Genomic DNA, 17162 nt, shown 5'->3' on the forward strand with positions numbered 1-17162 from the left:
CGAGGCCGGCGCCAGAGCCGGAGCGCAGCGAAGCGGCGGGCGCAGCGGGGCGAAGCCGGGACGGCGCGGGCGTTAATGGACGCGCCGCCGGTGACCAACCTTTACCTCAGATCGGAAGTCATGTAATATGAAATATGAGGTAATCGGAAAGAAACTGCACTTCACTAACGAAGGAGGCTTTCCATGTACGAACTGAAAGACAAAGAACTCATTTTTGTTTTTACGGGCCCTAACGGCGCCGGTCGAAGAACGGTAGCTCAAATGTCAGGCAATACGCTAGGGATCAAGCAGGTCATTTCCTACACGACCCGCCCTCCCCGACCGTCCGAAATGGACGGCCAGGACTATCACTTCGTTTCGAGTGAAACTTTCGCAGCGGCTGAAGCCAACAACGAATTCATCGAGGTCGTCGAGATCGACGGCAACCGGTACGGGATTAAAGAGGCCGACGTCGCGGAACAGCTGCAAAAATTCGGTGCCGTTTACCTCGTGCTTAACCGGTTTGGCGCGGAAGCGTTGAAGAAGATTTACGGTGACAAGATCGTCCGTATCTTCATTTACGCCGACCGCGAGACGGTCGAACGCCGTGAGCAAGAGCGTGGAGATTCTCCTGAACTCATCAAGCGCTACATGTCCCACTATGATGAAGAAATGGCTTATAAAGACTCCTGTGAGCACGTTTTCGAGAATCTGGACCTGGCGCATACCGTGTTCCACTTAACCAAAACGCTGGATGAGACTTATTTAAAACGCAACTTGCTCGATCTGGATTAACCGGTAGTACCGTAATTAAGAAAAGCTCCTGGTCGGAGCCCTTAAAGAAGATACTTTCGCGTTCCAGCTTGCTATATTAAGAAAGACCGATGACCCGGATACGGGGTCAGCGGTCTTTTTTAAGCATTACGCATGAGGAGGCCTCCCCATCATGACTATCTTATTTATCGAACCGACGCCAAGTCCCAACACGATGAAAATAACGGTTTCGGAGAAATTGCCCGAGTCCGTACGCCAGACGTATACGAAAGATCAAGCTGCAACTGCGCCGGAGCCTTATAACCGGCTGTTGGCGATCGACGGCGTCCGAGGTCTATACCGCGCCAGCGACTTTATCGCTCTGGACCGGACCCCTAAAGGGGATTGGCAGCAAATCCTGGAGAATGTCCGGGCGCTTCTGGGCGAAGTTACGCCCGGCGCCGGGTCGGAGCTCGCTTCTGTCGATGCTTCGTCTTCTCCGGATACGTCTTATGGAGAAGTTGCGGTGAAGCTGCAGCACTTTCGCGGCATTCCGCTGCAAATCCGCGTATCGGCAGGCGGAGAAGAGAAACGCGCGGCCTTGCCCGAACGATTCTCTCAAGCGGCGGTTCGGGCCGCTTCGGCTTCTCCGAATCTCATTAAAGAACGCTCCCTTGAAGACTGGGATACGCGTTACGGTGAACTGGCCGACGTGCTGGAAGACATCGTGCAGGAAATCGACGCTTCTTACGACGACGCACGTCTGGAAGAGCTTGTCGCCAAAGCCGCGCTAGGCCCCGTCGCCGAAGGCGCGCAAGAAGTAGCCGCGGCCGCGAGAAGAACGCTTTCTTTTGCAGAAACGGAGCGGCAGTTGAAATCGGAGGATTGGAAGCAGCGCTATGCGGCCCTGCAACAAATCAAACCGGGCGCAGACACACTGCCGTTGCTGGTTCTCGCGCTGCGGGATGAACAAACGGCTATCCGTCGTCTCGCGACCGTTTATTTAGGCGACCTGAAGGACGAATCCGTGCTTCCCTATTTGTACCAGGCGCTTAAGGATGCTTCCCCTTCCGTAAGACGAACCGCGGGCGATACTTTATCCGATCTCGGCGATCCGGCTGCGCAGGATGCGATGATCGGCGCCTTGCGCGACTCGAACAAATTGGTGCGTTGGCGGGCGGCGCGTTTCTTGTATGAGGTCGGCGACGAACGCGCATTGCCCGCTCTTGCGGCAGCAGCCGACGATCCTGAATTCGAGGTGCGCATGCAAGCCCGAATGGCGCTTGAACGCATCGAAGGCGGTCATGCCGCCGAGGGCTCCGTCTGGCAGCAGATGACGCGTCGCAACGAGACCTGACATTTCTTACCCGATAATCCCCGTGAATCGTAACGATTTACGGGGATTTTTGCAGCTGCGCCGGAAAGAGTCGATGCCGGAATCTTTCGTACTCTATAATGCTGATAGCTGATATAATAGTCCCATACCGGACTTTAGAACCATGTCTGCAGAATCAGTACTACATCCCTTCGACCTGACTATTGACTTGCTAGAATAAGGAGAGAGTTTCTTGCGCAAAACGATTGCCGTCCTATCGTTAACCGCCGCCGTTGTCATTTCACCCCTTGACGTCTTCGGTCTTACCTTCAACTTCGGGCACGCCTACGCCGCCCCCGTCGCTCCATCCCCCCAATTGGTCATTAACGGCAGCGTCGTGACCGCCGACACGCCCTTTCTATGGGGGGGATTACACGGGAACACTTTATACGCCCCCGCCCGTCTTGTTCTGTCCCGACTCGGCTATGACCTTACCTGGAACAGCGAGGAACAGTCGCTTCAAGCTGCGATCGAGGGCCAAACCGTCCTCCACAAACCGGGCAGCACAACCTGGCTGATCGACGGGTACGTATTCAACTTCGACGATGCCTCCTTGATCCGGGACGGCTCGACTTGGTTGCCCGTACAGCCGGTTGCCGAAGCGCTCGGACAACACCTCGTGTGGAGTCCGCTCACCGCTACTTTATATGTGAAATCGACGCTCGCCGCCTCCATTTCAGAAACGCTCAGCTATGGCTATACGCGGCTTAGCTATGAAGGCGAAACGAAAGACGGCCTGCGGCACGGCTTCGGCCAGCTTTTCGTGGACGGCGTCCTGTGGTATGAGGGCGAATTCGACACGAACCAAATGAACGGTTACGGCAAGCTGTACACCGATGGCCGCCTCCAGTACGAAGGCGGGTTCGTCAAGAACAAACCTCACGGTCAAGCCACCTTCTATTACCCGGACGGCTCTTCCTACATCGGAGAATTCCGGAACGGGCATCAGACAGGGCAAGGCAGCTTCTACGATGCCCGCACCGTCATCCGCTACCGGGGAGAATGGGTAAACGGTTTGATGGAAGGACACGGGGAGATTTTCAACGCCAAAGGCACCATGACCTATTCCGGTGAAGTCCGCCAAAACCGTAGACACGGCTATGGCGTCAGCTATGACGAGGCCAACAAGAAATCGTACGACGGCCAATGGAATAACAACCTCCGCTCCGGTACGGGCAGATCCTATACCCCGGACGGTAAGCTGGCTTACGTCGGCCAATGGAGCGAGGACCGCAAACACGGAAGCGGCTATGCTTACCGAATCGGAAATCTGGATTGGTATGAGCCTAATGATAAGGGTGAGCTGACCAAAACCTCAAAACCAGCGACGGAAATGACGGAGGTTCGCTACCGAAACGATGTTAAAACCATGGAGGGGCAAAAGCTGATCTACTCCGGAGACGTCACAACCGAAGGAATCCCGAACGGAACCGGTAAGTTAAGCAAACAAGGAGGGCTGCAGCCAGCTTCAGGACGGGGGACGCTTTACGCCTACCGTACGTATTATGAGGGTCAGTTCGTGCTTGGGGAGATGACAGGGATGGGGAAATATTACGACGAGCAGGAAGCTCCCGTCTACGAAGGGCAAGTCGTAAACGGCTTGCGTCAGGGACAGGGCCGCGGTTACGAGAACGGCGTGCTCGTCTATGACGGCGAATGGAACCATAACGAGAAAAGCGGTATCGGACGTTCGTATACGTACGACAAAGCGTTTACAGGAGCTTCCTTCGAAGGCCAAGCCTCGCTCCTCATGTATGAAGGACGCTATATCGCGGGCAAGCTTGCGGAGCAGACGGCTGTTTACAAATATTACGGAAATTTCAAACAAGGGGTCCCCGACGGCGTGGGCTCCGTCCTGATGCTTCACGATTATAAGAACGATAGCGGTCCGAAATCGCTCGACAAGGAGCAAGGAACGGCTTGGCTTGTGTATGAAGGAGATTTCAAGGCGGGTGTACGCGAGGGGAAGGGCAAGCTGTATGAGAACAATACCCTCGTGTACGAGGGAGGCTTCGCTCAAGGCTTGCGCAGCGGCGACGGCACCGGCTACGAGAACGGTATGAAGCATGTCGGGAAATACGCAGCCGATCTCAAGAACGGACAAGGCAGCATCTACGACATGCACGGCACGCTGCGTTATCAGGGAAATTTTAAAGACGGGAAGAAAGACGGCTTCGGTAGAGCTTCCACCGAGTTTGGAGATCTCTCCTATGAAGGAAACTATAAAAACGACTTGAAACACGGCTTCGGCAAGCTTTACAGCGAGGGAACGGTCTATTATCAAGGCGAATTTCGCGAAGACAAGACCTTAAGCCAATATTTAAACGAATTAAAGGATACGGAGTAAAGGAGGACTTCCGGCTTGCCAAAGCATTTCTGGGTATTATTCGCGTTGATTTTGTTTCTAGGCGCTTATGGCGAAGGGACCCGCGCCGAAGAACATCCAGGTTCGGGAGCTCCATCAGCTTTCAGTCAGCAGGAAGCCGCATTAACAACCGTGAGCGGAAGCACCTACAGCAGCAAGCTTGCCGGTCTGAGGTTCAGTGCGGGGGCGCTGCAGCCTTCCTTTAGTCCCGAGCAATATGACTACCTATTGCATGCGCCTTATGAAACCGACTTTGTGGAAGTGGAAGTGATTCCGCGAGACTCGAACTCGTCTTTATCGGTCAATACGTTTTGGTTAAAAAACACGAACGTATTTCGCAACCAAAACGCGTTGAGCGTCGGCAATAATTACTTTGAGATCGTCGTAACGGCTCTTGACGGGGATATTTCGATCTATCGGCTGAACATCATACGAGGTGTTCCTTCCAGCGAAAGAAATTTAAAGTCGCTATCTTTCAGTACGGGACGCTTGTATCCGTCCTTCGACCCCAGCGTGACCCAATATACCCTGTATGTCGATCATCCTGTTAAGTTTTATACCGCTATCGCCAGGACGGAAGACGCCTCCTCGCGATTATCGTTTAACGGTACGGCAACGCCGAGCGGAGGTCTTTATACGAACGATGCACCTCTGGAAGTCGGGACTGCCAATACGCTAAATGTCATCGTTTCCGCCCAAGCAGGCGGCTCGAAAACTTACACCATCACGATCAAACGCGCCGAAAACCTTGTCAAATCAACCCCAACCGGACACAGCGGCTTCTACAACACGAGTCCGGTTGCGAAGCCGAATACGGAGACGCTGAAGGAACAGAACGGTCAAGTCAAAGCCGTAGTCGAAATTGTCAAGGACCCTTACGCAGCAGCTCTGGAGGCCAAGAATGAACCGCTTGTTTTTATCGATGCGGCTAGCGGCCAATACCATCACGTGCTGGAGGTCAAGCTGGCCCCCGATCTATGGAAAGCCGCCGGCGATAACGGGAAAGCGCTGGATGTGATCATGAACGATCTGGACGTCGTGCTTAAGCCGGGTCCGGTTCCCCCTGCATCGAAGGATACCGGAGCCCGGCTCTCCTCGAGGAAGCTGGAATTATCCGGTCGCACGGAGTGGGAGCAGAAGCCTCCTACGGCCAGTTACGCGGCGGCCGCGTTCCTCTTGACCTTCGAGTCGTTCGGTACTTATACGGCGCAGTTATCCCATCCGCTTGATATCGCGCTGGAGCTGAATCCGGCGAAAGTTCGCAACGCTTCTTCGCTGGCGGCCTACCGGTATGACGAAGCTTCGAAGCGTTGGCAGTTTCTCGGGGGCGAGCTGAAGCCCGGCAACAGGTACGAGTTCCGCTCCGATACGTTCGGCCTCTTCGCTGTCATGGGCGAGGATCGGTCATTCAGCGATACGACCGGCCATTGGGCGGAAAGCAGCATCGAGATCATGACGACCAAGCGCATCGCAAGCGGGGTCGGCGACGGCAAGTTCGAGCCCGATGCGCCCGTGACGCGTGCGGAGTTCGCGGCGCTGCTGGCGCGCTCCATGGAGCTGCAGGAGCTCCGGACCCTTTCGTTCGCCGATGTGCCCGGGGATGCCTGGTATCGCTACGAGCTTGGCAAAGCGGCGGCCGCCGGGTTCATCGAAGGCATCGACGAAGCCACCTTCGCGCCGCAAGCAACGATCACACGCGAGCAGATGGCGGCGATGCTGATGCGCGCATACAGCTTCCGAACGAAAATCAGGCTGAACGACATTCTTTTGCCGTCAGCATCGAAGTTCAGCGATGAAGCGAGTGCCTCGCCATGGGCCGCCCGCAGCATTCGATTGGCAGACGCCGTCGGTCTTATGAACGGCTCTCCCGACGGCGCTTTTCATCCGAAGGCATCCGCCACCCGTGCGGAAGCGATCGTCGTGCTGCTGCGCCTGATCAACAAAGCTGCCTCCTGACAGCCTATCACCGCCTATCTGACATAGGCGGTTTTCCCATCGGCATGCGTGTCCTTACTTTAGCAGATTAATGATTATACTATAGCTGATTAATGATTATTGATACTAATGTCCTTGCTCTTCATCACAGCTCCGATTTACGCTTGGCTTGACGAATTCGGAAGAGAACGCTACGCTTGGCGTAATTTTAGGGGAAATCATATAGGAGGTAAATGAATGCGTTATGTCATTTGCTCCGGAGGGCAGCTCGGCGATTGGGCCCTCGCGGAATTACGCGAAGGCGATGTGCTGGTCGGCGCGGACCGGGGCGCCCTGTTTCTGGTAGATCGCGGGTTTAGCCCGGATATGGCCCTAGGCGACTTTGACTCGGTTAGCGCCGGGGAGTTGATGCGCATCCGGACAGGCAGCAGGCGGTTTGAGGCTTGCGACCCGATTGCGAAGGACTGGACGGACACGGAGATGGCCTTGCGCTGGGTTCTCGCCCAACAAGACCCTAAGCCCGACGAAGTCGTGCTGCTTGGCGTGCTGGGATCGCGGTGGGACCATTCGCTGGCCAATATCCACCTGCTGCGCGTACTGCTTGAAGCCGGTGTGCGCGGCCGCATCGTCGACGAAACGAATGAGCTGCACCTCGTCGACGGCTCCATGCCGCTGACGCTCGCCCGCACGCGCCATACCTACGTCTCGCTGCTGCCGCTCAGTCTCGAGGTGACGGGCATTACGCTGAACGGCTTTCAATATCCGCTGCTTGACGCAACGCTCACCATCGGGCAATCGCTAGGCATCAGCAATGTCTTGCTGGAACAAACAGGAACAATCCGCCTTCGCGACGGGCTGCTGCTTGCGATTCAAAGTATGGACTAGCCGTAGTTACGAAAAAAAGCCTCCCTTTACATTCAAAAAGGGGGGCTTCTTCTGTTACGTACGCTTCTGCCCTACGACGTCGTCGGTTCAGCTCCTGCCGCCCGGGGCCGCGCCGCACCCGTTGCGGCGCCCGATTGCAGCTGGTACATCCGGTAATACCGGCCCTGCAGCTTCATCAGTTCCTCGTGATTGCCGTGTTCGACGATCTCGCCCTTGTTCAGCACAAGGATTTGGTCCGCCTCGCGTATTGTCGACAGCCGGTGTGCGATGACGAACGTCGTCCGGCCTTCGCTGACGACGCGCAGCGCTTCCTGGATCAGCCCTTCGGTTTCGCTGTCGATGCTGGCCGTCGCCTCGTCGAGGATAAGAATCGCCGGGTCGAAAGCGAGCGCCCGCGCGAACGAGATGAGCCGGCGCTGTCCCGCCGACAGCGTGCTGCCTCGCTCTACTACGGGTTCGTCGTACCCGCCGGGAAGCTGCTCGATGAACGGCGCGGCTCCGACATCGGCAAGCGCCTTACGCACCTGCTCCGGGGTAATCTTATCGTTGTACAAGCTTTACGTTGAACTTAATGTCCCCGGCGAACAGGAACGGGTCCTGCAGCACGATGCCCATATGCTTGCGCAGCGCCTGCTTGGACAACGTGCCGATTTCGCGGCCGTCGATCCGGATTTCACCGCCCGACGGCTCGTAGAAGCCGAGCAGCAGATTCATGATCGAGCTTTTGCCCGATCCGGTGTGCCCGACCAGCGCGACGGTTTCTCCCTTTCTCACTTCGAATGAAATGCCCTTCAGCACCGGCTCCCCCGATTTGTAGGCAAAGGAGACATTGTCGAACACGACGTGTCTGCAGGCCGGTCCGTCTCTTCGACGCGCACCGGTTCGCCGCCTTCGAGATCGAGCAGATGGAACACCTTCTCCGCCGATACGACGGCGCGCTGAGCGTTCATCAATGGGTCTAAGATTCCGATAATCGGCTGGAAAAAGCGCCCCAGGTAATCGATAAACGCGTAAAACACCCCATATTTTGGTTGATACTCCACCGTTTTATTTGAAAAAGTTGCCGCCTCCCGGCTCAGTCCCGCCTCAGGCTCGGCTCATTGGAACGCGCCCAGCACTACGACCGCCGCCGCCGCAACCATGAAGGCAGGCAGCAAATTGGCCACTTGGATACGGCGCAGCTCGAGCAAATTTATACCGACCCCGATAATCAGCACGCCGCCGACCGCGGTCAACTGCACGATGATCTCATTCAGCAGAACCTTATCCAGCAGCGATGCTATCCATGATGCGCCGAGCGCGATCGATCCTTGGTAGACGAAAATCGGCAGCGAGGAGAACAACACTCCGATGCCCATCGTCGAGGCGAAAACAACCGACAGCAGGCCGTCCATCAGCCCCTTCGTGTACAAAATGACGTGGTCGCCGCGCAGCCCGCTGTCCAGCGAGCCGAGAATCGCCATCGCCCCGATGCCATACACCAGCGTCGCGTTCACAAATCCGGCCGCAAGGCGCCCCTTCGGCCGTTCCCCGCCCCGCGGCCGGGATGGCAGCCGGCTCTCCGCCGCGTACACCGCCCGCTCCAGCGCCTGGCCAAGCTGCTCCAGCCTATGCTCCAGACGCAGCCCTTCGCCGATTAACCCGCCGATCGTCAGACTGATCACGATCAGCAGAAAATTGTCCGATTTCAGTGCCATCGACAAGCCAAGCACCACCAGCGCCAGCCCGATGCCGTGCATCAGCGTCTGCTTCACGCTTTCGCTCATCCGGCCTATTCCGATGCCCAGCAAGCTGCCTGCGACGATCGCCGCCGCGTTCACTATCGTCCCCCATAAAGCCATATCCCGTCCGCACAATCCCTTCTAAGTTTAAGAATGGAACCATCATACCTCGGCTCGGGCCCGGGCACAATAGCCTCGGGTTAAGACCGTCTCCTATGGACATACTTCCTTGCGGGCGGGGGTATACTAACGACCGAATCAGGTATAAGGAGGGTTTTGGCAATTATGGCGGAAGACAAAAGAATGGAGCCCGTTTCGGGCGAAGAAGTGGAGACCGACGGCATCTATGAGAACGAATGGGGACGCGAGGAAACGTTAAAGCGCGGCGACGAGTTTCCATATGATCCAGTGAACGGCCAGACGGAATGGAAACTGACCAGCCTTGCGCTGGAAAGCCAGGAGAACGAAATGTACAAGGACAACAAGGCCAACACGGAAAAGCGCATGCATCTGGACTTCGGCACGAAGGAAGCGAAGGAACGGCCGAGACCGGAGTGAGCAACATAGACTGGCTCAGCCAAGGAACCGCCCGGCACATGGTGCCGTAGGCGGTTTTGGCGTTGTCGGCCGGCTGCGGCTGCAGGGAAACCCGATTCGTCCACTTGATGTTCTCCGTGCTTTCACGACCACGAAAATAGCGCCCTCCTTCACAGGAGCGGCGCTATCCTTATTCCGCTTTACTCGGCGTGCATGATTTTGATCAAGTTCGTCGATCCGGACTTGCCGATCGGCACGCCGGCGGACACGATCACAAGCTCGTCCGGCTGCACGACGCCCGACTGCTTGCCGTGGCGAATGGCTGACTCGAACATCTCGTCCGTCGACGCTACTTCATAACCTTGCACCGGCGTCACGCCCCATACCAAGCTGAGCCGGCGCAGGATTTGCTCGTTGGGCGCTACGGCGACGATCGGCGCCTTCGGGCGGTACTTCGATACCATCCGCGCGGTAAAGCCGCTTTCCGTCGGCGTGATGATCGCCTTTGCGTCCAGCTCCAGCGACGAGCTGACGACCGCTTGGCTGATCACTTCTGTCACGTCCGTCCTATGGAGCGCCGTCCGCTTGATGAACTGCTCGCGATAATCGATCGACGCTTCCATCCGCTGCGCGATCGACGCCATCGTCCGCACCGATTCCAGCGGATATTTCCCGGCCGCCGTCTCCCCGGACAGCATGATCGCATCGGTGCCGTCAAGCACGGCGTTGGCGACGTCGCTCGCTTCCGCCCGCGTCGGACGGGGATTGGACTGCATCGAGTCCAGCATATGAGTCGCGGTGATGACGGGCTTGCCGGCGATATTGCATTTTTGAATCATCATCTTCTGGATATGAGGCACGTCCTCCACCGGCACCTCGACACCGAGATCCCCGCGCGCCACCATCAACCCGTCCGAGACCGCGAGAATGGCATCCAATTCATCGACGCCTTCTTCGTTCTCGATCTTCGAGATGATCTGAATATGCCCCGCTCCCTGCTCCTCCAGCAAACGGCGAATTTCCAACACATCCTCGGCCTTCCGCACGAAGGAGGCGGCGATAATGTCCACGCCCTCCTCCACACCGAAGCGAATATGCTCGATGTCCCGATCCGTTACCCCCGGCAGCGACGTATGCGTCCCCGGCAAATTTACGCCCTTGCGCGGTTTGATGACGCCCCCGTTCATAATCCGGGTATGAATCTCGGTCCCTTCGACCGACTCCACGTTCAACTCGATCAGCCCGTCGTCAAGCAAAATGCGCGAGCCCGGACCTACATCCTTCGTCAGCTCGGCATAATTCACCGCGATCCGCCGTGCGTCGCCTTCGATGGGCTCGGTCGTCAGCGTCAAGCGCCCGCCCGTTTCCAGCATATAAGAGCTGTCCTTTAATTTGCCTATGCGAATTTCCGGACCTTTAATATCCAACAGAATCGCCACCGGCTTCCCGGTTTCCCGTTCAGCCTGGCGCACCTTCGCGATGCGCCCCCGCTGCTCGTCCAAATCGCCGTGCGCCATATTCAAGCGGGCTACGTTCATCCCCGCCTCAATCATTTGCTTCAACATCGGGACATGATCACAGGCAGGTCCCATCGTACATACAATTTTTGTCTTCGGCATCGTTCATACCCTCCGCATCAAGCTCACATTGTCGATGCCATTGTACCCCTCTCATTCGAAAGTGACTATGAATTATAGTACGCTAAGTGTATTATAGTATCATCTTTTTGCGTGTAGTCGTGCACCTTCCACATGGGGAAAAAAGCGGCTCACGATTCACAATTAGACGGAGGTTCGTCCCATGTTAAGCGTAAAATCGGTCTCCCGCCACGCCGGCACGATGCCCTGGTTTGAAGAAAGCGGACAAGAAAACGCCTTATGGTCCTTTATTCTGGTCGGTTACGGCAAGTGTGTGTATTGGCTTGAAGGCGAGAAGGTGCTGCTGGAGAAAGGCGATGTGCTCCTGATCCCGGCGGGAACAAGCTTTTACGGTAAAAGCATCCCGTCGTTATCTCACGAGAAGTACGTCATAACGTTCGCCGTCTCGACTGAAACCGGTTTGGCGCTGCCGATCACCGCGGTCACCCATCCCTTGCACCTGCGTTCGACACAAGCCGACCTGCTGCTCGGCCGTATCCAGACGATGTGGGAGGAGTGGACAGAGCAGTTCCCTTACCGCGAAGCGATGGGCCACGCGCTGCTGCTCGAAATGCTGACCCGTCTCAACCGCGAATGGGATCACGGACCGCGTTCCTCCGTCAAGCATCGCCAGGCCGAAGCGATGAAAGCTTACATCAAGAACCATTACCGCGAAAAGGTGACCAAAGACGAGCTCGCCGCCGCCATCGGCAAGAGTCCCAACTATGCAGCCACCCTATTCCGCCTGACAACGGGGCAAACCATCAGCGATTACGTGCACGCGATGCGCATCAAGACGGCGATCTACATGCTGCGCCATTCACAGCTGACCGTCGGCGATATCGCCGACTACTTAGGTTACTGCGACACGTCGTATTTCCACCGCACGTTCCGTCGGTTGACCGGCGCCTCGCCGTCGGTGTATATGAAAGAGCGCGTGGAACCGCTGCAATAATCGCAGGCGGCAGCCGAGGCTCGCGACTCGGTTGGCTGGCTGCAGCAGTCTGGGCAAGCGACTCGGATGGATGGCTGACTGAGACAGTGCGAGCGCAATAGCGCGCGCTGGTACAACGATTCACTTTCGTTACCAGCTTCTCGCGCAGACAAAACAAATAGCGGAACACCGATGCGCTATTCCCCCTTTCCCGGCGATCGCCCTGGAAAGAGACAAATAAGACCTCGTGGTTCCGCTATTTTTCTAACCAGGCTCGCAAGCGCAAAATAAAGCACCCTCGTTCCGCTATTGGGCTTGATTTGCGAGCGCTGGAGTCAGCCTAAACTCATTACTTCCGCCCGTAGTCCGCCTTAATCTCGCCCCACGCCTTCGTATTCCACTTCACAATCGGATTCGAATACGTATTGTTGCGCAGCCAAGCTTCCGCACGGTCAACCAGCTCCCAAATTTCCCGGGTCGACGCGTCGCGCGGCAGCGTGGAGGCAGCCGCCTTCTTGCGCACCCAACTGATCGCCGTCATCGAGTCGCTGTAGATCGTCATCGCGCTGCCGATTTTCTTCAAATGGGCGAGCCCGTGCACAATCGCGAGAAACTCGCCCATATTATTGGTGCCTTTCGAGATCGGCGGGTGTTGAAACACGATCTCCCCTGTGCGCGTGTATACGCCTTTGTACTCCACAATGCCGGGGTTGCCGCTGCAGCCGACGTCGACCGACAGGCTGTCGAGGTCGGGCACGCCGACGTCGTCAGCTCCCACTGCGTCTCCGGATGCCCGGCCGCCGCCCTTGCCTCCTGCAGACGAAGCCGCTTTCGCCGCCGTGCTGAACGCCTTCTTCCAGCCGGCTACGAACATCTTGCGCGCTTCTTCCTCGCTCTCGTAAGACTTGAACTTCGCTTGCGGATATCCGTTCGTCTGCGCCTGGCATTCCGCCCACGTCTTGTAAACGCCGGGCTGCTTGCCTTCCCAGACGACATAAAATTTCGATTTCGCCACCCTGCAACCGTCCTCCTATTCTGATCGCTCCTTGGCCTACCCGCTACTGCCCCAGATGCCGCTTGAAAAATTCGATAAAATACGCCCCATACTTGAAAAATTTCGCCTCGCCGACGCCCTTGATCTTCAGCATGGCCGCCGGATTCGTCGGCTTCACGCCGCACATCTCGCGCAGCGTGCTGTCCGGGAAAACGATGTAGGGCGGAATCCCCTCGCGTTTCGCGATCTCCGAGCGCAGCTTGCGCAGCTCGTCGAACAGCTCCGTCTCCGCGTCCTGGACGACAGCCGCCGCAGGTTTCACCCGAATGCGCTGCACGACGCGTTCCGTCCCGGCCAGTACGGCGCCCGCCTTGGACGACAGCTTGACGGTCGGGAACTTTCCTTCGGCCAGCTGCAAATACCCTTCGGCGACAAGCAGCTGGATCAGGTCGACGATTTCCTTCTCCGTCCGCTGCTTCATCAACCCATAAGTGCTCAGCTCGTCGAAGCCGAAATCGAGCACCTTTTTGTTCCTCGACCCTTTGAGCACCGAAGCGACCAGCGTCACCCCGAACCGTTCCCGCATCCGCCGTACGCAGGAGAAAATCTGCTGCGCTTCCAGCGTAATGTCCGTCATCTCCATATCTGGACTTGAGCAGTTGCTGCACTGTCCGCAATCCTGCTCCAGCTCCCCGCCGAAATAGCGGACGATGTACCGCTGCAGACATTGCGGCGTATGGCAATAGTCCGCCATCTGCTGCAGCCTGCGGTACTCCTGGGCCTGCCTCTCGGGACTCGCAACCGACTGCTCGATCAGAAACTTCTGGATCAGAATGTCCTGCGGGCTGAACAGCAGCAAGCAATCGCTCGGCTCCCCGTCCCGTCCGGCGCGGCCCGCCTCCTGGTAATAAGCCTCCATGTTTTTCGGCATATTGAAATGAATGACATACCGCACATTCGACTTGTCGATACCCATTCCGAACGCATTGCTTGCGCACATGACGCGCACTTCGTCGTAGAGAAATTGCTCCTGCGCCTCCGCGCGCTCTTTATCGGTCATCCCCGCATGATATTTCCCGGCCGCCACGCCCTGCTTTTTCAAAAACTCGCACAGCTGGTCGACTTCCTTGCGCGTCGCCGCGTACACGATCCCCGCTTCTCCCGCATGAGCGCGAATGTACCCGGTCAGCACGTCGCGCTTGTTCTCGCCCTTCACCACGGTGAACGACAAGTTCTCGCGGGCGAAGCCGGTGACGAACACCCCCGGCGCTTCCAGCTTCAGGTGCCGGACGATGTCCTCACGCACCTGATCGGTTGCCGTCGCCGTGAACGCCGCCAGCTGCGGACGCCCCGGCAGATGCGCCACCAGCTCGCTGATCCGCATATAGCTCGGGCGAAAATCATGTCCCCACTGCGACACGCAATGCGCCTCGTCGACCGCGACCATCGGAATGGTCAGCTCGCCGAGTAAATCGAGGAAACGCTCCGACTCGAGCCGCTCGGGAGCGACATAGAGCAGCTTATATTCGCCGCGCGCCGCCTTGCGGATACGCGTTTCCACCTGCGCATAGGTCAGCGAGCTGTTAATATAAGCGGCCGGTACGCCAATGCTGTCGAGCCCGTCCACCTGATCCTTCATCAACGAGATGAGCGGCGATATCACGATCGTCGTCCCGCTCATCATCAGGGCGGGAATTTGGTAACAGATCGACTTCCCGCCGCCGGTCGGCATAATGCCGAGCGTATCGCGCCCTTCGAGCAGGCTCGCGATAACCGCCTTTTGCCCTTCCCGAAAATCGGGATATCCGTAATATTTACGCAGCAGCTCGCGTGCCTCCGCCATACGGCGGGACACCGGGATGCTGGAGATTTCCTCCACCCGCATATCCGGACCCGGATTCCATGAACTCACGCCTCAACTTCCCCCTCGCCCTTACGCCGCAGGCTCGCCCAACGCGAAACGAACGGCTCCCCGTCCCACAAGACGTCCGTGGCCGCACGCCGCGCCTTCATCTCCGGCTTATCCAGCAGCGTAAAGAAATTTTCCGTCGGCAGCTCGCCCAGGCCGTGCTTGACCGACAGCTTGTTCAAATAATCGCGCCGTGAATCGGACCCGGCGTCCCGCGACATATTGCCGCCGCTTTGCCCGAAGGCATACAGCACGCTTGCGACCGGCACCCTTTTCACCCGATAATGAGCCGATGCCCGCAAGATGAAATCCCAATCCCAGTAATTATAGACCCCCTCGTCGAACGGACCGAGCCTGTCGTGCAGCTCGCGCCGATACAGACAGCCGGAAGAAACGAATGTCGAGCATCGGCGCATTGCCTCCAAATCATGCTCATACGCAAACACAAAGCGGCTCGTCGCCCGGCGGACGCCCTCTTCCTCCACATAGTCGAAAATTTCCACGTCCGAATAAACCAGATCGCAATCTTCGATCTCCCGCACCATCCGCTCCACGTGCGTCGGCAGCAGCAAATCGTCATCGTCGCACAACAAAATGTACGCCCCCCGGACTTCAGACAACCCCCGGTTCCGGGCTGCGACATGCTTCCCGTTGCTCTCCATATTCACAATTGTGACATCGAGCTCGGGGTAGAGACCGACCGCTTCCTCAATCGGCTCCCCGGCGTCGTTCACCACAATGATTTGCAGCCGTTTATACGTTTGCCTGCTCAACGATTCCAGCAGTTCGCTGAGCGTCCCCGGCCGATTGTAGGTCGGCGTAACGACCGATACGAGCGGCTGTTGCTCCATAGCGGCTCCCCTGCCTTTCCAGAAAAACATCCTACGTTCACTATACCGAAAAATAGGCAAAAGGAAAACCGAACATCTTCCCGTACGCTGCTTTCCCTTGCGGGCACCGTTTTCCCTGCGACGAACCTACTCCCGTTCCGCGTCCTCCTCCTGGAACCTTCGTCCGTTAGCCGCGTAGAAAAAGAAACACAGGCAAGTTTGAGGAGGAATAAAACATGTTAGAAATGAATGCGCCGGAATGGGGAACGGCCTGGCAGTACGCCGCCCTGTTCCTGCTTGCAGCCGCGCCCTGGCTGGAAGTATTCCTGGTCGTGCCGCTAGGCATTGCCTGGGGGTTGAATCCGACAGCTGTAGCGGTCACCGGCTTCGTCGGCAATTGGATCCCCGTGCTGCTGATCGCCTTGTTTTTCCGTCAATTCACGGCTTGGCGAACGAAACGCCGAGCGCGCAAAGCCGCTTTGGCCGCCGCGCAATCAGGCGGCACGGCAGCGGAGACCGCAACTCCAACTTCAGCCGGTACAACCGCCGAATCGAAGAAACACCGCCGCGCCAAACGCATCTGGGAACGGTACGGGATTCCGGGGCTCGCTTTGACCGCTCCCGCCATCGTCGGTACGGATATCGCCGCCTTGCTCGCGCTTACCTTCGGCTCTTCTCCGCGCTGGGTCCTGCTGTGGATGACCGTCAGCCTTGCGTTATGGACGGTTCTGCTCGCCGTCGGCTCGGTCTACGGGCTGGAGTTCATCGGTTGGTTTCAACCGAAATCCTAGGTTAAATTTAAATGAGATGCAGGATAATTTTGCGACCGTACGGAATCTGTCGTATGTAGCATACAGCCGGGAGGATGGTAGTTATGGCTTGGAAGACGATTTTTGAATCGGAGCAATTGACGCTTGTCGTGGACCAAGAGAAGAGCTCGGTCATGCTGGAAACGAGCAGCGGCGGATACCGTCCCCGTTACGTGACGCTGCACTGGACGCCGAAAGAGCTCGATACGGTGATCGAAGCGCTGCATAAGGCGAAACGGGAACTGGCCGGCGGCAATTCCGGCGAATAGAGCTTCCATGTCCCGGAGGACGCAGACTGACACTATATTCCGGCAAGGGCACTATGATAAAATAGGCTTACTATCGATGAACCAAGGAGGCTCTTGCCCATGCCGCGAAGAAGAAAAGAACTGCCCGTTAGTTCCGACGCGCCTCAGGAGACCGAAGCCACGGCTGCGGACACGGCTGCTCAGGCGCCGGAGTCGCCGTCTGTCGATGTCGGCGAGCCGAGGCGCAGAAC

At 57.4% G+C, this 17162-nt stretch carries 14 protein-coding genes and 1 pseudogene; 9 read left to right on the forward strand and 6 right to left on the reverse strand.

What is annotated here, in order from left to right; all coding sequences use genetic code 11:
- Positions 1-183: 183 nt before the first annotated feature.
- The 5 genes from FKP33_RS25405 to FKP33_RS25425 all read left to right on the forward strand — a co-directional run bounded on the left by FKP33_RS25405 (position 184) and on the right by FKP33_RS25425 (position 7292).
- Positions 184-774, forward strand: a complete 591-nt coding sequence (locus FKP33_RS25405; RefSeq protein WP_141336685.1) for a guanylate kinase — start codon at positions 184-186, stop codon at positions 772-774.
- A 151-nt stretch (positions 775-925) separates the two neighbouring features.
- A complete protein-coding gene (locus FKP33_RS25410) occupies positions 926-2089 on the forward strand; it encodes a conserved virulence factor C family protein (RefSeq protein ID WP_141336686.1) in 1164 nt (387 codons plus the stop codon).
- A 211-nt stretch (positions 2090-2300) separates the two neighbouring features.
- Positions 2301-4454, forward strand: coding sequence for a stalk domain-containing protein (locus tag FKP33_RS25415; protein WP_141336687.1), 2154 nt, complete (start codon positions 2301-2303; stop codon positions 4452-4454).
- A gap of 15 nt (positions 4455-4469) precedes the next feature.
- Positions 4470-6428, forward strand: a complete 1959-nt coding sequence (locus tag FKP33_RS25420; RefSeq protein WP_141336688.1) for an S-layer homology domain-containing protein — start codon at positions 4470-4472, stop codon at positions 6426-6428.
- A 216-nt stretch (positions 6429-6644) separates the two neighbouring features.
- Positions 6645-7292, forward strand: a complete 648-nt coding sequence (locus FKP33_RS25425; protein ID WP_127610426.1) for a thiamine diphosphokinase — start codon at positions 6645-6647, stop codon at positions 7290-7292.
- A 71-nt stretch (positions 7293-7363) separates the two neighbouring features.
- Here FKP33_RS25425 and FKP33_RS25430 read toward each other — a convergent pair.
- Both FKP33_RS25430 and FKP33_RS25435 read right to left on the reverse strand, forming a co-directional pair.
- Positions 7364-8314, reverse strand: a pseudogene (locus FKP33_RS25430) (ABC transporter ATP-binding protein); the annotation flags it as partial.
- Between the two features lie 75 nt (positions 8315-8389).
- Positions 8390-9133, reverse strand: coding sequence for a DUF554 domain-containing protein (locus FKP33_RS25435; RefSeq protein WP_141336689.1), 744 nt, complete (start codon positions 9131-9133; stop codon positions 8390-8392).
- A 165-nt stretch (positions 9134-9298) separates the two neighbouring features.
- Here FKP33_RS25435 and FKP33_RS25440 point away from each other — a divergent pair, with 165 nt between their 5' ends.
- Entirely contained in the window at positions 9299-9571 is a 273-nt protein-coding gene (locus FKP33_RS25440) for a hypothetical protein (protein ID WP_054798376.1), read from the forward strand.
- 179 nt (positions 9572-9750) lie between these two features.
- Here FKP33_RS25440 and pyk read toward each other — a convergent pair whose 3' ends face one another.
- Positions 9751-11169, reverse strand: a complete 1419-nt coding sequence (pyk, locus tag FKP33_RS25445; protein ID WP_054800360.1) for a pyruvate kinase — start codon at positions 11167-11169, stop codon at positions 9751-9753.
- Between the two features lie 181 nt (positions 11170-11350).
- Here pyk and FKP33_RS25450 point away from each other — a divergent pair, with 181 nt between their 5' ends.
- The gene (locus tag FKP33_RS25450) at positions 11351-12142 is read left to right on the forward strand and encodes an AraC family transcriptional regulator (RefSeq protein ID WP_054798374.1); all 792 of its coding nucleotides are present in this window, start codon (positions 11351-11353) and stop codon (positions 12140-12142) included.
- Positions 12143-12470: 328 nt separating this feature from the next.
- Here the strand turns inward: FKP33_RS25450 and rnhA are convergent, their stop codons facing one another.
- The 3 genes from rnhA to FKP33_RS25465 all read right to left on the reverse strand — a co-directional run bounded on the left by rnhA (position 12471) and on the right by FKP33_RS25465 (position 15875).
- Positions 12471-13136, reverse strand: coding sequence for a ribonuclease H (gene rnhA / locus FKP33_RS25455; protein ID WP_054798373.1), 666 nt, complete (start codon positions 13134-13136; stop codon positions 12471-12473).
- Between the two features lie 43 nt (positions 13137-13179).
- Positions 13180-14958 carry a DNA helicase RecQ gene (recQ, locus tag FKP33_RS25460; protein WP_127610436.1) on the reverse strand — a complete coding sequence of 593 codons (1779 nt, stop codon included), beginning with the start codon at positions 14956-14958 and terminating at the stop codon, positions 13180-13182.
- A 65-nt stretch (positions 14959-15023) separates the two neighbouring features.
- Complete coding sequence (locus FKP33_RS25465) at positions 15024-15875, reverse strand: glycosyltransferase family 2 protein (RefSeq protein ID WP_127610416.1); 852 nt, start codon at positions 15873-15875, stop codon at positions 15024-15026.
- 215 nt (positions 15876-16090) lie between these two features.
- Between FKP33_RS25465 and FKP33_RS25470 the strand changes: the two genes are divergently transcribed.
- Together FKP33_RS25470 and FKP33_RS25475 are read left to right on the forward strand one after the other, a co-directional pair.
- Positions 16091-16645 carry a small multi-drug export protein gene (locus FKP33_RS25470; protein WP_054798371.1) on the forward strand — a complete coding sequence of 185 codons (555 nt, stop codon included), beginning with the start codon at positions 16091-16093 and terminating at the stop codon, positions 16643-16645.
- An 83-nt stretch (positions 16646-16728) separates the two neighbouring features.
- Positions 16729-16932, forward strand: coding sequence for a hypothetical protein (locus FKP33_RS25475; protein ID WP_127610412.1), 204 nt, complete (start codon positions 16729-16731; stop codon positions 16930-16932).
- Positions 16933-17162: the final 230 nt, after the last annotated feature.

Source organism: Paenibacillus sp. tmac-D7, from assembly GCF_006519665.1.
GTDB classification, from domain to species: Bacteria; Bacillota; Bacilli; order Paenibacillales; family NBRC-103111; genus Paenibacillus_G; species Paenibacillus_G validus.

What these genes read in the sequence shown, in the direction of transcription:
- FKP33_RS25435 (WP_141336689.1), bottom strand. Translation starts at nt 9,133, where the DNA reads ATGGCTTTATGGGGGACGATAGTGAACGCGGCGGCGATCGTCGCAGGC.
- recQ (WP_127610436.1), bottom strand. Translation starts at nt 14,958, where the DNA reads ATGGCGGAGGCACGCGAGCTGCTGCGTAAATATTACGGATATCCCGAT.
- FKP33_RS25405 (WP_141336685.1), top strand. Translation starts at nt 184, where the DNA reads ATGTACGAACTGAAAGACAAAGAACTCATTTTTGTTTTTACGGGCCCT.
- FKP33_RS25450 (WP_054798374.1), top strand. Translation starts at nt 11,351, where the DNA reads ATGTTAAGCGTAAAATCGGTCTCCCGCCACGCCGGCACGATGCCCTGG.
- FKP33_RS25475 (WP_127610412.1), top strand. Translation starts at nt 16,729, where the DNA reads ATGGCTTGGAAGACGATTTTTGAATCGGAGCAATTGACGCTTGTCGTG.
- FKP33_RS25410 (WP_141336686.1), top strand. Translation starts at nt 926, where the DNA reads ATGACTATCTTATTTATCGAACCGACGCCAAGTCCCAACACGATGAAA.
- FKP33_RS25440 (WP_054798376.1), top strand. Translation starts at nt 9,299, where the DNA reads ATGGCGGAAGACAAAAGAATGGAGCCCGTTTCGGGCGAAGAAGTGGAG.
- pyk (WP_054800360.1), bottom strand. Translation starts at nt 11,169, where the DNA reads ATGCCGAAGACAAAAATTGTATGTACGATGGGACCTGCCTGTGATCAT.
- FKP33_RS25425 (WP_127610426.1), top strand. Translation starts at nt 6,645, where the DNA reads ATGCGTTATGTCATTTGCTCCGGAGGGCAGCTCGGCGATTGGGCCCTC.
- FKP33_RS25465 (WP_127610416.1), bottom strand. Translation starts at nt 15,875, where the DNA reads ATGGAGCAACAGCCGCTCGTATCGGTCGTTACGCCGACCTACAATCGG.
- FKP33_RS25470 (WP_054798371.1), top strand. Translation starts at nt 16,091, where the DNA reads ATGTTAGAAATGAATGCGCCGGAATGGGGAACGGCCTGGCAGTACGCC.